The organism is Acidaminococcus sp. HCP3S3_G9_1, assembly GCF_052122455.1.
GTDB lineage: Bacteria > Bacillota > Negativicutes > Acidaminococcales > Acidaminococcaceae > Acidaminococcus.
The window spans coordinates 1-18844 of sequence record NZ_JBQKCH010000022.1 but is presented as its reverse complement, the minus strand read 5'-3'; the positions used below and the strand labels follow the sequence as shown (position 1 = coordinate 18844).

General features: G+C 55.5%; 13 protein-coding genes. 10 read left to right on the top strand and 3 right to left on the bottom strand.

Annotated elements, in window-relative coordinates; all coding sequences use genetic code 11:
- Positions 1 to 4: 4 nt before the first annotated feature.
- The gene (locus ACTQY1_RS10815; protein ID WP_022487835.1) at positions 5 to 766 is read right to left on the bottom strand and encodes a LytR/AlgR family response regulator transcription factor; all 762 of its coding nucleotides are present in this window, start codon (positions 764 to 766) and stop codon (positions 5 to 7) included.
- A 528-nt stretch (positions 767 to 1294) separates the two neighbouring features.
- Here ACTQY1_RS10815 and ACTQY1_RS10810 point away from each other — a divergent pair.
- Positions 1295 to 7066: an ESPR-type extended signal peptide-containing protein gene (locus ACTQY1_RS10810; protein WP_441374186.1), complete on the top strand. Its 5772-nt coding sequence runs from the start codon at positions 1295 to 1297 to the stop codon at positions 7064 to 7066.
- A gap of 207 nt (positions 7067 to 7273) precedes the next feature.
- Here ACTQY1_RS10810 and mnmA read toward each other — a convergent pair whose 3' ends face one another.
- Together mnmA and ACTQY1_RS10800 are read right to left on the bottom strand one after the other, a co-directional pair.
- Positions 7274 to 8341, bottom strand: coding sequence for a tRNA 2-thiouridine(34) synthase MnmA (gene mnmA / locus ACTQY1_RS10805; RefSeq protein WP_279125984.1), 1068 nt, complete (start codon positions 8339 to 8341; stop codon positions 7274 to 7276).
- A 15-nt stretch (positions 8342 to 8356) separates the two neighbouring features.
- A complete protein-coding gene (locus ACTQY1_RS10800) occupies positions 8357 to 9508 on the bottom strand; it encodes a cysteine desulfurase family protein (protein WP_441374185.1) in 1152 nt (383 codons plus the stop codon).
- A gap of 168 nt (positions 9509 to 9676) precedes the next feature.
- Between ACTQY1_RS10800 and rpsF the strand changes: the two genes are divergently transcribed.
- The 9 genes from rpsF to ACTQY1_RS10755 all read left to right on the top strand — a co-directional run bounded on the left by rpsF (position 9677) and on the right by ACTQY1_RS10755 (position 18529).
- Positions 9677 to 9961 (top strand): 30S ribosomal protein S6, encoded by a 285-nt coding sequence (gene rpsF / locus ACTQY1_RS10795; RefSeq protein ID WP_012937438.1) that lies wholly within the window; start codon positions 9677 to 9679, stop codon positions 9959 to 9961.
- A gap of 13 nt (positions 9962 to 9974) precedes the next feature.
- Positions 9975 to 10418 carry a single-stranded DNA-binding protein gene (locus tag ACTQY1_RS10790; protein WP_022486623.1) on the top strand — a complete coding sequence of 148 codons (444 nt, stop codon included), beginning with the start codon at positions 9975 to 9977 and terminating at the stop codon, positions 10416 to 10418.
- Between the two features lie 21 nt (positions 10419 to 10439).
- Complete coding sequence (gene rpsR, locus ACTQY1_RS10785) at positions 10440 to 10676, top strand: 30S ribosomal protein S18 (RefSeq protein ID WP_012937440.1); 237 nt, start codon at positions 10440 to 10442, stop codon at positions 10674 to 10676.
- Positions 10677 to 10817: 141 nt separating this feature from the next.
- Positions 10818 to 11774 carry a YybS family protein gene (locus tag ACTQY1_RS10780; RefSeq protein WP_441374184.1) on the top strand — a complete coding sequence of 319 codons (957 nt, stop codon included), beginning with the start codon at positions 10818 to 10820 and terminating at the stop codon, positions 11772 to 11774.
- A gap of 11 nt (positions 11775 to 11785) precedes the next feature.
- Complete coding sequence (locus ACTQY1_RS10775) at positions 11786 to 13834, top strand: DHH family phosphoesterase (RefSeq protein ID WP_022486625.1); 2049 nt, start codon at positions 11786 to 11788, stop codon at positions 13832 to 13834.
- Positions 13794 to 14246 carry a 50S ribosomal protein L9 gene (gene rplI / locus ACTQY1_RS10770; RefSeq protein WP_022486626.1) on the top strand — a complete coding sequence of 151 codons (453 nt, stop codon included), beginning with the start codon at positions 13794 to 13796 and terminating at the stop codon, positions 14244 to 14246. The genes ACTQY1_RS10775 and rplI overlap by 41 nt, the downstream gene beginning before the upstream one ends.
- A gap of 140 nt (positions 14247 to 14386) precedes the next feature.
- Positions 14387 to 15718 carry a replicative DNA helicase gene (dnaB, locus tag ACTQY1_RS10765; RefSeq protein WP_154488670.1) on the top strand — a complete coding sequence of 444 codons (1332 nt, stop codon included), beginning with the start codon at positions 14387 to 14389 and terminating at the stop codon, positions 15716 to 15718.
- Between the two features lie 208 nt (positions 15719 to 15926).
- Entirely contained in the window at positions 15927 to 17219 is a 1293-nt protein-coding gene (gene purB, locus ACTQY1_RS10760; RefSeq protein WP_022486628.1) for an adenylosuccinate lyase, read from the top strand.
- A gap of 20 nt (positions 17220 to 17239) precedes the next feature.
- Positions 17240 to 18529, top strand: a complete 1290-nt coding sequence (locus ACTQY1_RS10755; RefSeq protein WP_154488671.1) for an adenylosuccinate synthase — start codon at positions 17240 to 17242, stop codon at positions 18527 to 18529.
- Positions 18530 to 18844 lie beyond the last annotated feature (315 nt).

The following is an 18844-nucleotide window of genomic DNA, read 5'->3' as shown; positions in this document are numbered from 1 at the left end:
GTTTTTACTTCGTCCCAAACATATACTGGAAATACTGCTCCTGGAACTCCCGGTACTTCCGCTTTCCCAGGGGAATCTGATGGCCCTGGATCTCTACGTAATCGGTTTTGATCAGGTGGATGGCGCCCAGGTTCACCAGATAGCCTTTGTTGGGGGATACGAACTGACCAGGGGCGATTTTGTCCAGGTCCGCCTTCATGTCCTGGCCGGATTTCCGGGTTTCCAGGGTACTGCCGTCAGCCAGGTATATCTCCAGCACATGGCCGTGGCTTTCCAGGAACAGGATCTGGGCGATTTCTTCCACCCGGACGCCTCCGCCCACCAGCCGGAAGATCACCTTGGCGCTGTTCCGCTGGCGGATGTAGGCAATGGCACGGTCCATGGCCTTGGCGAACTGGGCCTGGGTAAAGGGCTTCAGGAGATAATCCGTGGCTTTCACCTCAAAAGCTTCCACGGCAAATTCGTCGCTGGTGGTGAGAAAAATGATTTCCGCCCGGCTGTGGTGGTCCCGGAGCTCCCGGGCCACATCGGTGCCCAAAATCCCGGGCATGCACACATCCAACAGCACAATATCGAACAGGGCCCCCTTGTCCACCGCTTCCACAAAGGCAAAAGCGTTTTCAAAGGTCTGGCAGCTCATATTTTCTTTGCGGTTCTGGAAGTATTTCTCTGCAGCTTCCCGGATCTTCTGGATCTGGTCCTGCTGATCATCACAAATGGCAATATGCAGCATGCTGTTCACTTCCTTTCCATGGGTCTGTACCAATTTACTCACTCCTATTATACCCAGTCCGGACAGTCTTGGAAAATCTCCGCCCTGAAAGGGCGGTTTTTTTGCATGAAAAGGAGATTAAAATGTCTTTGAATCAAGAACAAAGAAAAAGAAAAGTCAGAAAAATATTTTCGGGACAAAAAATGACCCTTTCGTGATTTTCGAAAAAAAAGTTTTGAAATCCATGATATGCTTTAGCAGAACAAAGAGAAAGAAGTTCCGGACGCGGGGCTTCCTTCCCAAAGTAAAACACTGGATTCCTGTATAAAATTCCAAAGAACTCAAATGAGAACGATTTAAGAAAACTGAAGAGTGAAGCAAATCGTATTGTATATACGGACGAACGTTCTTATACAAAAGTATACTCCGGAAATTCAAAAGAGTATACCAAGGGATAATTGGAAATTTCAGGGATTTTGGTAAACTGAAGGTAACGGGGAGACCAAAGCGCGCATGGGAAACCCACCAAAAGATGCATGAAAATGAAAAAACAGGAGAGTTCAAGAAAAGGGGTGTGGCTTTATGAACAGGATTTATAAAGTGATCTGGAACAAAACACGGGGCATGTACATGGTGGTTTCCGAACTGGCCAAAGGCCAGTCCAAAGACGGACGCCGTGCCGTGGGACGGAAGAAAGTGGCACAGACCGCTGCGGCTCTGGCCGTATTTTTCAGCATTGTCTCTGCAGGAGGGACGTCTTTTGCGGCGGATGGCACCACGAAGGTTGAATCGTCGACTTCCAAGACGGCGGTAGAAGTCTATACCAAGGATGGCAAGGATGCGCAGATTGAAGCAGCCAGAAAATACACGTATCGCAAAGCGGCTGAACTGGATACCCGCATCACCAATGTGAAGGAATATCTGGAACAACAGACTTCCGACAAGTATGTGAGCAAGGCCGATGCCGCCGTACAGGACGGAGCCATCGTCAAAGCAGCCAACACCATCGGCGAAAATGTCACCAACCTGGATGCGGCTCTGGCCAAAGAAACCGCCGCCCGGATCGGTGCCGATAAAGCCCAGGACAAGGTGATCCAGGCTGTGAATGACAATCTGGTGCAGAGCGTCACTACCATCAACAAGAATGTGTCTGATGGATTCACTGCCTTGAACCAGGCAGATGCCAACGAAGCAGCGGCCCGGGAAGCGAAAGACAATGAACTGAACGAACGGATTACGAACGAAGCCATTGAAATCCACAAAACCACGAATCAGCTGCAGAGTGACCTTAATACGGAAACGGCTGCCCGTGAAGCTGGCGATACAGCGCTGAATACCCGGATTACCAATGTGAAGGAATATCTGGAACAACAGACTTCCGACAAGTATGTGAGCAAGGCCGATGCCGCCGTACAGGACGGAGCCATCGTCAAAGCAGCCAACACCATCGGCGAAAATGTCACCAACCTGGATGCGGCTCTGGCCAAAGAAACCGCCGCCCGGATCGGTGCCGATAAAGCCCAGGACAAGGTGATCCAGGCTGTGAATGACAATCTGGTGCAGAGCGTCACTACCATCAACAAGAATGTGTCTGATGGATTCACTGCCTTGAACCAGGCAGATGCCAACGAAGCAGCGGCCCGGGAAGCGAAAGACAATGAACTGAACGAACGGATTACGAACGAAGCCATTGAAATCCACAAAACCACGAATCAGCTGCAGAGTGACCTTAATACGGAAACGGCTGCCCGTGAAGCTGGCGATACAGCGCTGAATACCCGGATTACCAATGTGAAGGAATATCTGGAACAACAGACTTCCGACAAGTATGTGAGCAAGGCCGATGCCGCCGTACAGGATGGGGCCATCGTGAAAGCCAATAAGACCATCGGCGAAAACGTGACCAACCTGGATGCCGCCCTGGCCAGCGAAACCGCAGCCCGGATCGGTGCGGACAAGGCACAGGACAAGGTAATCCAGGCTGTCAATGACAATCTGGTGCAGAGTGTCAATACCATAAACCAGAATATGGCTGCTGGATTCAACGCCCTGAGTCAGGCGGATGCCAATGAACTGGCCGGCCGTGTGGCAGCGGATACCGAATTGGCGAAAGCGGTGAACAATGGATTGAGCCTGGACCAGGACAATGTACTGCAAAAGAACACCACCAGTGTGGGAGAGGATGGGACAGTCACCACTTCCAAAAAAGCGGCAACGACTCTGGTGATGAACAAAGGTGGTAACAACCAGATTACCCTCAGTGAAAACGGGATCAAAGTAGGCCTGAACAGCACCGTCCAGAATGCCAAGGGATTCTATGCCGGTGGAGATACGGCTGCAGCAGCCAAAGCCGCTCTCAATGCGGACGGCAGCATCAAAGGGGCCGATGGCAAGTTCACCGTGGATACCGCTGGCAACGTGGCAACCAAGGGTGGTTCCATCAAGACCAATGGCGGTGTAATCCAGACCGGCGGCGGAAATATCAACACCCAGGGAGGGGCACTCCGTACCAACGGCGGTAATATCAATGCAGGCAGCGGTACCATCACCGGAAATAAATTGACAGACGGTGTAGCTTCCCTCCAGAATGGAGATCTGACTACAACCGGCAATATCAATGCCCATGATATCGTTGCGACAGGAGATATTTCGGGTAAAGCCATTACCGGTACCAGCCTGAATACCCAGGGCGGAGACATCAACGGCGGCGCTATTACAGGCACCACCATCACCGGCACTACCGGCGCTTTCGGTTCCCTGACCACTACCGGCAATGCATCGGTAGGCGGGACCCTCTCTTCCAATGGTCTGACCAATACCGGCAATGCAACTACCGATACATTGACGGTCAACCATAATGCGACAGTAGGCGGCAACCTTGCTGTGACCGGGGACATCACCGGCAAGAGCTTGAATGTTGGGACTGGCGCTATCAGCGGCGGCCAGATTACCGGCACCGGACTGGATGTAGGAGCCGGAACCATCAAGACCACCGGCGCTGTGGAAACGGGAACGCTGGAAACTACGGGCAACGCTACGATTGGCGGCAACCTGACCGTAGACAAAGACCTCACAGTCAATGGAGTCTTTGATGCTAAGACTCTTTCCAGTACGGTGGATGCAAACAACTACACCACCATCAACGGTGGAAAGACTCAGTCCATGAATCTGAAGATGGATGCGGCAACGGGTGAAACTAAGGCCAGTGCCTCTACCTTCGATGAAAAAGGCAGCAATACCTGGGCGAAAGATGATGATTCCATCGGCAAGAGCACTGTTACTGCCGACAGCATCAGCCAGAAACTTTCGAATACTGGCGATAACCCGACGGCGTATGCAGAATCCACTATGAGCCAGGGTACGGACAACAAGTACACCATGACTGATACCGTAAAGGACGGGGACAAGACCAACGTGGCCTTCCAGTCGGCAACGGAATCCAGCGATGTAATCACCGAAGGCTCCGGAGATTCCGCCAAGACTTCCACCTTCCGGCAGAAAATCGATCAGATCCTCCAGGAAATCAAAACTTCTGATGAAATTTATTCCAAGATCGATCAAACTGTGAATAAAATGAATAGCACGGTGAGGGACGGCGCCAACAGCACCTCGGTAGAACAGGGGACTCAGGATATCACTCATACGGCGGAACAGGGAACCATTTCCAACATATCCAAAGATCTGGTGAATACTGCCACCGGCGATATGACCACTACGGTGGGCGGCAATGAAACTCATACGGTAGGCGGGACCTTGACCGAAACTGTGACCGGCAAGGCCACGGAAAACTACAATGGCGGACTGGAAACCACCATCACCGGAGAAGAAAAACACACGGTGAACGGTGACCAGACCAATACCATCACTGGAAAACAGACTACGACTGTGACCGGCGATGTAACGGAAGACTATAAAGCCAACCTGAGCACTACGGTGGGCGGCAGCCAGACCACCACGGTGACTGGCGACAGCAGACTGACGGCGGAAAACATCACCAACGAAGCCCGGAACAAGATCACCAACAAGGCTCTGGATGTGGAAACCGATGCTTCCAGCTCCATTATCAGCAAGGTTTCCAACGAGTACGGTTTCAATACTTCCACCCAGCTGTCCTACCAGACCACGGAAGAAATGAGCCAGGCCGATGGCAAGAAAGCTTCCTATCTCCGCGGTGCAGCCGAAGAAAAATCCCAGCTGATTGATGGTAGCCAGAAGACCACCATCGACACCATTGCCGGTCAGACCAATACCAACATTACGGATGGAACCAATACATCCAACGACCTGCAGAAAGCAGATCAGATCGCTTCCTCCGTAACCGACGGTACCAATACCACCGTGGTGAACCAGAATGCCGGAAGCCTCGCTTCCTCCATTACCGACGGAGCCAAGGTCAACAACAGCAGCAACACCGTAGACAAATCGGAACAGCTGATCAAAGCCAGCGATACCCAGTACAGCGCTACGTCTAAGACAGCTACTAAGATGGAAGATGCCCTGGTAAGCGGCGGCAGTTTCATCGACGTTATCAAGAACCTCGACGATGCAGCCAACCCGTTCATCGGCAGCGCCGTAACGGATGGCACCAACAGCACTGGCGTCACCCAGACGGCAAAAGATATCACCAACACGGCTAAGAACGGTACGATCGCCAATGATGCCAAAAACATCACCAACACGGCTTCTGAAACCTTGAGCAACAGTGCCAAGAACATCACCAATACCGCAGCGGAAAAACTCAGCAATTCCGCAGCGGAAATCGAAAATACGGCCACCAAGTCCATCAAGGATAAAGTGGGTGAAAACGTGAGCCGGACCATGACCACCAGCAAGATTGCCGAATCTGTGGTGGATGGAGCCAACAGCAACTCTTCTTCCAAGACGGCTGACAAGGACATCAACATTGTTACCGATGGGACCAGCACCAGTACCCTGAGTCAGCTGGCCGGCAGTGTGAATACGTCCCTGAAGAAAGTGGACAGCAGCGGAAACTCCGTGAAGTCCCTGAACAATGTGCAGACCGTTTCGGAAGACACCACCAAGATCACCGATACTGCCAGCGGCGACTTCTCCAGCCGCAGCCAGAAGGCCAACGGCTTCACCAGCCTGGTGAAGAACAACAGCGGCGGATCCAACACGGTGACGGATACGGCCACCAAGTCGGAACAGAAGCTGGTCAGCGGGAACATCATCGACATTCTGAAGGATGCAGAAAAGGGGTATGTGAATACCACCGTAAGTTCTGGGACTGGCGACGATGCTACCAAGACCAGCGTGACCACCACGGACGCCGGGACCACCTTTGAAAATACCGAGCATGCAGCGGCTATTGGAGAAGGATCCATCACCAAGACCACCATTTCCGGGAACACCCTGGAAACCGGCAAGGCAAAGGCGGATTATGTGGATGTGAACAAGGACCTGCACGTGATGGGCAATACCCAGCTGGATGGCACCCTGGAAGTGGCTGGCAAGTCCACCTTCAAGGATGACGTCACCATGGAAAAGGATCTCTCTGTAGGCGGCAACGCTACCGTAGCCGGCGATGTGACGGCCAAGTCCTACAAGGTAGGGGACAAGACCTACATTAACGAAAACGGCATCAATGCCAACGACCAGAAGATCACCAACGTGGCGGACGGGACCATTGCTGAAGGCAGCACCGATGCGGTGAACGGCGGCCAGCTGCATGCAACCAACCAGAGAGTCTCCACTGTGGAAAATCGCGTAGACCGGGTGGAAACCCGGGTGGACAACCTGGACAACCGGATCGATAAAGTGGGGGCCAACGCAGCGGCTATGGCCAACCTGCACCCCATGGACTTCGATGAAGATTCCAAGGTCAGCGTGGCAGCGGCTGTGGGCAACTACCGCAGTGAAACTGCCGGGGCCCTGGGCGTGTTCTACCGGCCTACGGACCGGGTGATGCTGAATGTTTCCACCAGCTTCGGCAATGGGGAAAACATGATCGGCGGCGGCGTGTCCTTCAAGCTGGGCAAGAGCAGCAAGCGGCTGGAAAAGGCGGAAGCCACCAATGCCGCTCTGGCCAAACAGGTGACCAACCTGCAGAATCGGCTGGATGCCCTGCTGGGCGTGCTGAACCCCAGCCTGTCCAAGGACTTCCCGGATGTACCGGCCAACCACTGGGCTTACGAAGCCGTAAGCCGGCTGGCAGGGAATGACATCGTCCAGGGATACGAAGACGGCAAGTATCACGGCGAACGGACCATGACCCGTTATGAAATGGCTGAAATCATCTACAACGCCCTGTCCAAAGGGGCCAAGGCGGAAGCCAAACTGGTAGAAGAATTCCGGCCTGAACTCCAGGCAATGGCTGCCCAGAGAAAAGCGTAACCGTCTCCCCGGATGGATTGCACACACCCCCTCTGGAGCAGAACCATAAAGCAAAAAACCACCCCGCGCAATGCGCGGGGTGGTTTTTTGCGGCTTCCGATGGTCAATGGCCAAAGGATGGAATGAAAATGAACCCTTCCCGGCCTCCGGTCGGGCATATCTTCCTCAAAAAACCAGGCCCCGGCCGGGACCTGTTTTTTTCTTTCTTCATTCCACTATAGTCCCTCCCCCCAGGACCACTTCTCCGTCGTACAATACGGCGGCCTGGCCGGGGGTGATGGCTCTTTGGGGTTCGTCGAATCGGACGGTGAAAGTATCCTTGCCGGTGGGGGTTACGGTGGCGGGCTGGGCTTCCTGGCGGTACCGGACTTTCACCTGGCACCGGACGGGGCCTTCCGGCACTTCTCCGCTGATCCAGTTGGCGTCCCGGACCTTTGCTTCCCGGCTGAACAGGGCTTCACTGGGGCCCACGATCACGGCGTTCTTTGCCGGGTCGATCTTCACTACATAGAGAGGATAATCGGGCTGGTTCAGCCCCAGCTTCTTGTGCTGGCCCAGGGTGTAATAGATGATCCCTTTGTGCTGGCCGATCACCTTTCCTTCCAGATCCAGGAAGGGACCGGGCTGGGGCTTGTAGTCCAGGATCCGCTGGACCGCATCGGTGTACTGGCCGTTGGGCACGAAACAGATGTCCTGGCTGTCCGGCTTCTGGGAATTGATGAACCCGTTTTCCGCGGCGATTTCCCGGGTATGGGTCTTGTGGTATCCCCCCAGGGGGAACCGGGTGTGGGCCAGCTGGTCCTGGGTCAGGCTGTAGAGCACATAGCTCTGGTCCTTGGCCGGGTCCGTGGCCCGGAGCAGCTGGTACTTCCCTTCCGGGGTCTTCCGGATCCGGGCGTAATGGCCGGTGACCACACAGTCGCAGCCCAGTTCCAGGGCCCGCTGGTACAGGGCGCCGAACTTCAGGAACCGGTTGCAGTCGATGCAGGGGTTGGGGGTGTGGCCCAGGGTATAGCTCCGGGCGAATTTTTCCATTACGTCTTTTTTGAATTCTTCCGTGTAGTTGAACACGTAATAGGGCATATGGAGCCGGGCGGCCACGCTCCGGGCGTCTTCCACGTCGCTGAGGCTGCAGCAGGTTTTGGAACTGCAGCCGGCGTCCGGGTTGTTGTACAGTTTCATGGTGCAGCCGATGCAGTCATACCCTGCATCCTGCATGAGTTTGGCGGCTACGGAGCTGTCCACTCCGCCGCTCATGGCGATCAGTGCTTTCATGATGCATCCTTTCTGTTACAGCCGGTGTTCCAGCCGCCGGAGCCGCTGGACTTCCCGGATAAGGGTTTGGGCCGTATAGTCCACCTGTTCCCGGGTAATGTCATCCCCCAGAGAGAACCGGAGGGAAGATCTGGCTTCTTCCGGAGTGCAGCCCAGGGCCAGGAGCACATGGCTGGGTTCCGGAGAACCGGAGGCACAGGCGGACCCGGCGGAAACGCAGATGCCTGCCATGCCCAGCACCGGAAGCAGGGCTTCTGCGGGGACTCCGTCAAAGGCCATGTTCAGGTGGCCGGGGAGCCGGGGCACCTGGCCGCTGTGGACCCGGGTGCCGCCCAGGGCCAGGAGCTTTGCTTCCAGGGCGTCCCGGGCTTCTGCCATCTTCCGGGCGTTGGCATCCAGATTATTCACCGCTTCTTCCAGGGCGGCGGCCATGCCCACGATGCCGGGGACGTTTTCCGTGCCGGCTCGCTTCCCCCGTTCCTGTTCTCCCCCGAAAATCAGGTTTTCTAATTCAATGCCTTGCTTGGTAAAAAGGAAACCGACTCCTTTAGGTCCGTGGAATTTATGAGCGGAACCGGACAGGAAGTCGATGTTCCCGGCTTCCAGGGTCACCGGCACATGGCCCAGGGCCTGGACCCCGTCGGTGTGGAACAGGGCTCCCTGTTTATGGGCCAGGGCGGCCAGCTCCCTGATGGGCTGGAGGGAGCCGGTTTCGTTGTTGGCGGTCATGACGGATACCAGGGCGGTTTCCGGGGTCAGGGCCCGGGACAGGGTGTCCGGTTCCACCTGGCCTCCCTGGTTGACCGGCAGCAGGGTCACGGCAAAGCCTTCCTTCTGGAGGGCCTCCAGGGTGTGGAGGATGGCGTGGTGCTCAATGGCACTGGCGATAAGATGGGTGCGGCCGTGCTTCTTTCCCCAGGCAGCGGCGGTCCGCAGGGCCTGGTTGTCGCTTTCGCTGCCCCCGGAGGTGAAGGTAATCTCCCGGGGCCGGCAGCCCAGCAGCCGGGCGATGGTTTCCCGGGAGCCGATCAGGGCCCGGGAGGCTTCCTGCCCCAGGGGATAGGTGCTGGAGGGGTTGCCGTACTGTTCTGTAAAATAAGGCAGCATGGCTTCCAGGACCTTGGGCAGGACCCGGGTGGTAGCTGCATTGTCGGCATAGACGAACATGGTGGTGCTCCTTTGTGAATTGATATCATATTATTATACTACAGAAAAGATTCCTTTTCCTTCTTGCATTTATTCTCTTCCCATGCTATACTTTTAAGGCTGTATATATTATATATACTTCTTCTGCCCTCATGGTAGAGGAGCAAATCCAAAGGAGGAGGTGATTTCGTGAATAACTACGAAGTCATGTACATCGTTAAACCGGTAGAAGAGGACGCTTTCAACGCTGTTGTAAAGAAGTTCGATGACCTGCTGGTGGCTAACGGCGCTACGATCGAAAAAACCGATAAGTGGGGCAAAAAACGTTTGGCATATGCTATTCAGGACTTCAATGATGGTCTGTATGTTCTGACCACGTTTGCCGCTGAACCTGCAGCCGTAAAGGAACTGGACCGTGTGATGAAGATTACCGACGATATCCTGCGTCACATGATCATTCGCAAAGGCGAATAAGGAGGCTGGGTGTATGAATCGCATTATCTTGTTGGGCCGTCTCGTACGGGATCCGGAAGTCCGGGTTACACCTACGGAAAAAACGGTCTGCACCTTTACTCTGGCAGTTGACCGTCCCTTCGCTTCGAAGAACGGCCAGCGGGAAGCGGATTTTATCAACATTGTAACGTGGAATAAAACCGCTGAATTATGTGGGAACAGTTTGACCAAGGGTCAGAGAGCTCTGGTGGAAGGGCGTCTGCAGATCCGCAGCTACGATGGAAAAGACGGGAACAAGCATTACATGACGGAAGTCATTGCGGACCGGGTTGAATTCATCGAACGGAAAGGCTCCGGCAGTCCTGCCGCAGGCCAGCAGAATCCTCCATCCCAGAATCAGTCCTCTCAGGGCGGCTCCGCCGGTCCCATGGGTGGCTTTGGCTCTGAAGTAGGTTTTGACGAAGAGATCCCATTTTAAAAGGGAGGATAGAGAATAGCTATGATGAAGCGTGAAAGAGGTAACCGGAGACCCAGAAGAAAAGTTTGCTCCTTCTGCGTCGACAAAGTCCAGGAAATCGATTATAAAGATGCAGCCAAGCTGCGGAAGTTCATCACCGAACGGGGCAAGATCCTGCCTCGCCGGATTTCCGGCACCTGTGCAAAACATCAGCGTCAGCTGACCATTGCCATCAAACGTGCCAGAAACGTTGCACTGCTGCCGTTTACGGCTGAATAAGCTGGATGACAGAGACAGACCCTTTCGGGGGTCTGTCTTTTTTTTGTCAAATATTGTAGAATAGTAGGGAAACGCTCTCTTGGTTGTCAATGGCCAATAGTCAATGGCCGAAGGAAACTATCATCATGGAGGAATATCGCTTTGCATTACCATAAAACTTCTTCGCTGGTGGAATCCGGCATTTTGGCGGCGGTGGCCGTGCTTTTTACCCTGGTGGGGAACTACATCCCGGTGCTGGACATCATCGTGAGCATCCTGTGGCCTCTGCCCATCATCCTTTGCGGCCGGCGGAACGGGCTGAAATGGAGCATCCTGTGCCTGCTGGTCACCGGGTGTGTGGTGGCGGTGCTGCTGTCCCCCCTCCAGGCTCTGACCCAGTGCCTGATTTTGGGGCTCATCGGCCTGTTCATGGGCTATGCCATGGAAAAACAGATGACTCCCACCCAGACCCTGCTCATGGGGAGCCTGGGGGCCCTCCTTTCCACGGTGCTCAGTGCCCTGGCAGCCTATTTCTTTATGCATGTGAATGTAATCGAAGTGTTCTTCCAGTCCATTGACGAATCGGTGAACATGAGCAGCGAGATTTTCCAGACCCTGGGGATGAACGGGCTCACGGACACCCAGCTGGCCCAGCTGAAAAAGATGTTCGAACTGATCCTGCCGGCCGGGGTGCTGCTCAGCGCGCCCATTACCGCCATTGCCAACTACTGGGCGGCCCGGAAGATCCTGGGACGGATGGGGGATTACTACCCCTGGTTTCCGCCTTTTTCCCTGTGGAAGCTGCCCAAATGGCTGCTCCTGCCCTATGGCATCGGGATGATGCTGATCTTCTTCGGCCAGAACTATCAGGATTCCCTGGTGTACCGGGGCGGGTACACCCTGTATATGATGATGAACATGCTGCTCCTGGTCCAGGGGCTGAGCCTGATCCGCTGGTATGTGGAATACCGCCATTATCCCCGGATCCTGCTGCCGCTGAGTCTGCTGCTGACCTTCACCCTGCCCATCGCCTCCCAGCTGGTGGTGGTGCTGGGGGCCTATGAAATGGTCTTCGATCTCCGGAAGATCCGGAAGTCAGGGGCCAAAAAGCCTGAATAGAGGGGGATAGTATGGAGGAGAAATCACGCCGGAACCTGTGGCAGTCCGTGCGCATCGGGGTGGCCCTGCTGGGGTCCGTCCTGGTGATCTACGGGATTGCGGTGAATCTGGCCATCTGTACGGCCATCGGGTTCATTTCGGTGCTGCTGGTCTATTATCTGACCTTCCGGAGCAACCGGCTTCGGGAAGCCTGGTTCAACCATTCCATGACCACGGTGGTCCGGAATATTGAACGGGCCAACAATTATGCGTCCCAGCGGATCCCCATCGGCATCGGGGTTTTCGACAAAGAGGGCCATCTCCAGTGGCGGAACCGGCTGTTCAACGAATTCATCGCGGTGGAGGTGCCGCTGGCCACGCCTTTTGAAAAGGTGCTGCCGCCGCCGGACAACAATTTTGCCACCCTGCGGCTCCGGGACGCGGACAAGCAGATCAAGATCGGGGATCGGATCTACAAGATGCTGGTCCGGCGGATCCAGATCACCGACAATCCGGAGGAGGATACGGGGCTGGCCCTGTACCTGACGGATATCACGGACCGGGAACGGCAGAAAAAACGGTATGAGGAAGAACGGCCGGTGGTGGCCTATGTCCAGTTCGACAACTACGACGATGCCATGAAAGGCCTCAATGAAAACGAGCGGGCCAGCCTGATCGTGGACGTGACCAAGGCTATCGGGGGCTGGGTGGAGGAAGTCCACGGGTACTTCCAGAAATACACGGAAGACATGTTTGTGGTGGGCATGAGCCGAAAAGGGCTGACGGACACCATCAGCAAGAAGTTCCAGGTGCTGGACCGGGTCCGGGAGATCAAAAGCGGCAACCGGATCAGCCCCACCATCAGTATCGGGGTGGCGGCGGACGGCCGGAACCTGGCGGAACTGAGCCAGAAGGCCCAGGCGGCCCTGGACCTGGCTTTGGGCCGGGGCGGGGACCAGGCAGTGGTCCAGCTGGGGGACGATATGAGCTTCTACGGGGCCCGGGGCTCCGTCCAGGCCAAAAACACCCGGGTCCGGGCCCGGATCGTGGCCCAGGCCATCCACGAACTGATGGTCAGTGCGGACCAGGTGTTCATTATGGGCCATGCCAACGAGGACTACGATGCCCTGGGGGCAGCCATCGGGGTGGCCAAAATGGCTCTGACCCTGAACAAAAGCTGCTGCATCGTCACCAGCGGCCAGGGGCCTTCCCTGAAGAAGCTGGAGACAGTGTCCAAGGACCAGAGCGACCGGTACCTGTCCCTGTTCGTCAACGAGGAAGAGGCCTTGAAGCGGATCACTCCCGGCAGCATCCTGGTACTGGTGGACCACCATCGGGCCATGCTGAGCGCGGCCCCCAAGGTGCTCCAGGCCATCCGCCGGCGGATCATCATCGACCATCACCGGCGGGCGGAGGATGCCATCACCGATGTGATGCTCCAGTATATGGAACCGTCCACCTCTTCCACCTGTGAAATGGTGACGGAGATCCTCCAGTATTTTGAAAACAAGCTGCAGTTTTCTGAAGTGGAAGCTACGGCCCTGTATGCAGGGATTTTGGTGGACACCAAGAATTTTGCGGTGCAGACCGGGGAACGGACTTTCGAAGCGGCGGCTTTCCTGCGCCGGAACGGAGCCGACCCCCATATGGTTTCCCTGCTGTTCAAGGATGATGAACATACGGTGCTCACCCGGGCCCGGATCATCACCGAGATGAAACAGCCTCTGCCCGGGCTGGCTGTGGCGGTGCACCAGTGTTCCTGTCAGGACAAGGATACGCCGGTAATCGTGGCCCAGGCGGCGGATGAACTGCTGACCATGGATGACATCCGGGCCAGTGTGGTTTTCAGCCAGAATGAAAACGGAGTCAGCATCAGTGCCCGCAGTGACGGATCCGTCAATGTGCAGGTGATGATGGAAGAACTTGGCGGCGGCGGCCATCAGACTGTTGCCGGGGTACAGGTGAAGGGCGTGACGGCGGAAGAACTGATGCCGAAGGTCCTTGAGCTGGCCAAAGAACAAATGAAGGAGAGCGATACAGATGAAGGTAATTCTGCTGCAGGACATCAAGAAATTGGGTAAGAAAGGCGATATCATCGAAACGGCGGAAGGTTACGGCCGGAACTATCTGATTCCCCGGGGAATCGCGGAAGAAGCCACCTCCCGGAACCTGAACCAGGCCAAACAGGACATGCAGGTGGCCAAACACCGGGCTGCCCAGGCTCATGACGAAGCGGTGATCCTGGCTGCCCAGCTGGAAAAGGTGACCCTGCACATGAAGGTGAAGGTGGGAGCCAACGGGAAGCTGTTCGGATCCATTGCCTCCAAGGATGTGGCGGATGCCCTGCTGACCCAGACCGGGATGGAAGGGGTGGACCGCCGGAAGATCGAGATTCCGGAAACCATCAAGAGCCCGGGGGTATACACCGCAACGGCAAAACTGCTGCCGGATGTATCCGCCAAGTTCAAGGTCGTTGTAGAAACGGAAGAATAAAAAAGGAACCCACCACCAGCCCCAGGCTGGTCCCCCGCCCTTGAAAAGGGCGGACAGACAGGACAATGACTGTCTTGAGAAGGGGATCGGCACCTCTGTGATACGGTGGTGGGTTTCTTTTCAGGAAGGAGGTCTGCTCTTTGGAAGAACGTATTCCACCCCAGAATATCGAGGCGGAACAAAGTGTGCTGGGGGCCATGCTGATCAGCCGGGATGCCATCGACAAAGCCGGGGAAATCCTCAATGAGGATGACTTTTACCGGCCGGACAACCGGGTGATCTTTTCGGCCATTATGGATCTCCACAGCCGGAACGAGGCGGTGGACCTGGTTACGGTCACCGAAGAACTGCGCCGGCTGGGGAAGCTGGATGCCATCGGAGGCACGGCGGCCATCACCGCTCTCAGCAATGCGGTGCCCACTGCGGCCAATGTGGTGTACCATGCCAAGATCGTGGAGGAAAAATCCCTCCGCCGGCAGCTGATCAATTCGGCTACGGAAGTGGCGGCCAGCGGCTACGAGGAAGAACAGGACATTGCCCAGACCATCGACCAGGCGGAACAGAAGATCCTGGCGGTGGCCAACCGGAAACATTCCGGGGGCGTGGTGAAGATCAAGGACATCGTGAAAAGCGCCATGGCCCGGATCGAGGAATTGTACGACACCAAGGATGCCTTTACCGGCCTGCCCACCGGGTTTTCCGATTTCGACAAAATGACCAGCGGGCTCCAGCCTTCGGATCTGATCATCGTGGCAGCCCGTCCTTCCATGGGGAAATCCTCCCTGGTGCTGAACATTGCGGAACATGTGGCTCTGGACGGGGGAAAATCCGTAGCCTTCTTCTCCCTGGAAATGAGCAAGGAGCAGCTGGTCCAGCGGCTGCTGTGCTCCCAGGCCCGGATCGACGCCTCCCGGCTGCGGATCGGCCAGCTCCAGGAAAGCGAATGGCCCAACCTGGTAAACGCGGCGGACAAGCTCAGTGCCGCCAAGATCATGCTGGATGATACGCCGGGGATGACGGCCCTGGAAATGCGGTCCAAGGCCCGGCGGTGGAAAAACGAGAACGGCCTGGATCTGATCATCGTGGACTATCTCCAGCTGATGCAGGGGTCCTCCAAACGGGCCAGCGACAACCGGCAGCAGGAAATGAGTGATATTTCCCGGTCCCTGAAGGGGCTGGCCCGGGAGCTGAATGTGCCGGTGATCGCCCTGTCCCAGCTGAGCCGGAGCGTGGAACAGCGTACCAGCAAACGGCCCATGCTCAGTGACTTGCGGGAATCCGGGGCCCTGGAACAGGATGCGGATATTGTTTGCTTCATCTACCGGGACGATTACTACAACCCGGATACGGAACAGAAGAACGTGGCGGAACTGATCGTGGCCAAGCACCGGAATGGTCCGGTGGGCACGGTGCCGCTGTATTTCCGGAAGGATATCACCCGGTTCGAGGATCTGAGCCGGAGACCGGAATAAATGCGGCTGCCATACAGCAGCCGCCTGTCAATGGTCAATTGTCAATTGCCGAAGGAAAGAACCCGCTTGGAACAGCGGGTTCTTTTATTGCAAACAAAAAATTCTTGTCGTTGCGAAGCGTTCGGTAAAATGATACAATAAAAAGACAGCGGGAACGGTGTGTTCCCTCGTTATGCCATTTTTTTGTTATACCTAAGGAGGAAGTATTGTGATTCCACGTTATACCAGTAAAGAAATGGGTTCCATCTGGACGGAAGAAAACGAAGACCGCAACATTGTCAAAGTTGAAGTCACGGCCTGCGAAGCCATGAACAAACTGGGCATTGTACCGGATGATGCGCTCCATGACATCCAAACCAAGGCGGACTTCGATCTGGACCGGGTCCATGAAATCGAAAAGACCACCAACCATGACATCATTTCTCTGCTTACTTCTGTGGCTGAACACGTCGGCGATGCTTCCAAATATATCCATAAAGGCCTGACCTCCAACGACGTGAAGGATACGGCCATGGGGCTCATGATGAAACATTCCGCGGAAATCCTGATCCGGGAAGAAAAGGAACTCCATGAAATCCTCAAGAGCCAGGCTCAGAAATACCGTCACACCCTGTGCGTGGGCCGTACCCACGGGATCCATGCGGAACCTATGACCTTCGGCCTGAAGTTCCTGCTGTGGATGTCTGAAACCGAACGGAACATCGAACGGCTGGAAATGGCCAAGAAATACATCTCCGTAGGGAAACTCAGCGGTGCCATCGGGACCTATTCCAACATTGACCCGTTTGTGGAAAAATACGTGTGCGAAAAACTGGGGCTGACCCCTGTGCCCATTGCCAACCAGGTTGTCCAGAGAGACCGCCATGCCTTCTATCTGAGCACCATCGCCGTGTGCGGCGCCACCCTGGAAAAGATGGCCACGGAAGTCCGTCATCTCCAGCGTACGGAAGTCCGGGAAGCGGAAGAATATTTTGCTCCCGGCCAGAAGGGCTCTTCCGCCATGCCTCACAAACGGAACCCCATCACCTGTGAAAAGATCTGCGGCCTGGCCCGGGTGCTCCGGGGCAACGCAGAAGCTGCCATCGAAAACGTGGCCCTGTGGCATGAACGGGATATTTCCCATTCTTCCGTGGAACGGATCATCCTGCCGGATTCCACCATCCTGCTGGACCACATGCTGCGGAAAATGAAGGACATCATGGGCAAGATGCTGGTATATCCGGAAGCCATGATGCGGGACCTGAACCTGACCGGCGGTCTGATCTACAGCCAGAACCTGCTGATCGCTCTGGTAAGCAAAGGGGTGCTCCGGGAAGATGCCTACAAGTGGGTGCAGCGGAACGCCATGGCCCGGTGGATGGAAGGGGCCGACTTCAAGACCAACGTGGAAGCGGATCCGGACATCGACAAGTACCTGACCAAAGAAGAAGTGGAAGCCTGCTTCGAACCGAAACATATGCTGAAGCATGTGGATGAAATCTACGCCCGGTTTGGAATGTAACCCGAAAGAAGGAGAACTCTATGTCATCTGTTGTTGTAATCGGTTCCCAGTGGGGGGACGAAGGTAAAGGCAAGATCGTTGACTACCTGGCCCAGCAGGCTGATGCGGTGGTCCGCTATTCCGGCGGTTCCAACGCCGGCCATACGGTGGTGGTCAATGACGTTTCCTACAAGCTCCGTCTGCTGCCCAGCGGGATTTTATACAAGGACAAAACCTGCATCCTGGGCAACGGTGTGGTGATCAACCCCCGTGTGGTGCTCCAGGAAATCGCCGAAATGAAGGCCAAGGGCGTGGATACCAGCAACCTGCTGATCAGCGACCGGGCCCATGTGGTGTTCCCGTACCATGAAAAGCAGGACGAACTCCAGGAAGCTGCCCTGGGGGATGCCAAGATCGGCACCACCAAAGGGGGCATCGGACCCTGCTATATGGACAAATATGCCCGTACCGGGATCCGGGTCTGCGATCTGATGAACAAAGACGTGCTGGCTGCCAAGCTGAAACGGAACCTGGATGCCAAGAATGCCCTGTTCACCAAAGTCTACGGGGCAGAACCTCTGGCCTATGAACCCATGCTGAAAGCCTACCTGGACTATGCGGAAGAACTGCGGCCCCATGTGACTGACACCAGCGTAGCTCTGGGGAACATTTTCGATGCTCACAAGAAAGTTCTGTTCGAAGGGGCTCAGGCCACCTTCCTGGACATCGACTACGGCACCTATCCCTATGTGACCAGCTCTAACCCCACCGCCGGCAATGCAGCCACCGGCAGCGGCGTAGGGCCCCGGTTCATCGACCATGTGGTGGGCGTGGTGAAAGCCTATACCACCCGGGTAGGGGAAGGCCCCTTTGTGTGCGAACTGTTCGATACTGACGGCCCGGGAACCTATCTCCGGAACACCGGCCATGAATTCGGCACTGTCACCGGGCGGCCCCGCCGCTGCGGCTGGCTGGATGCCTTCATGGTGAAATACGCTGCCCGGCTGAACTCCATGGATGCCCTGGCCATTACCCGGCTGGATATCCTGGACGGCATGGACGAAATCAAGATGTGCACCGGCTGGACCATCGACGGAGAACCCATCCAGCACATCCCGGCGGATCTGACCATCCTGGCCAAAGCCAAACCGGTTTACGAAACCTTCAAAGGCTGGAAAAAGGACATTTCCGGGGTACGGTCCTACAGCGACCTGCCGGCGGAAGCCCAGGCCTATCTGAACCGGCTCAGCGAAGTGGTGGGCGTGGAAATCGGCATTGTGTCCGTAGGCCCCAATCGGGATCAGACCTTCTCTCTGAAGGAATTCTTCTGAGCAGGAAAATAAATTTGAAAAAGGCAGAGAAAATGCTTGCATTTCCTCTGCCTTTTTGCTATACTAAATAAGCTTTCTCGAAGAGAAAGCAACAGACTGAAACTTGATCGACAACGAAATGTTTCAACTGAAACATTGAAAGAAAAAAGTTGTTGACAAAGAAACAAAAGTCTGGTATTATATAGAAGCTGTCGCTGAGACAGTGAGACGAACTTTGAGAACTGAATATTGTTGACAGATGTGCGGGTCAAGTCACTTTTAGTGATGAGATCGAGTCACCTGGATGACAACCAGGTTAAAAAATCAAAGCTAGTT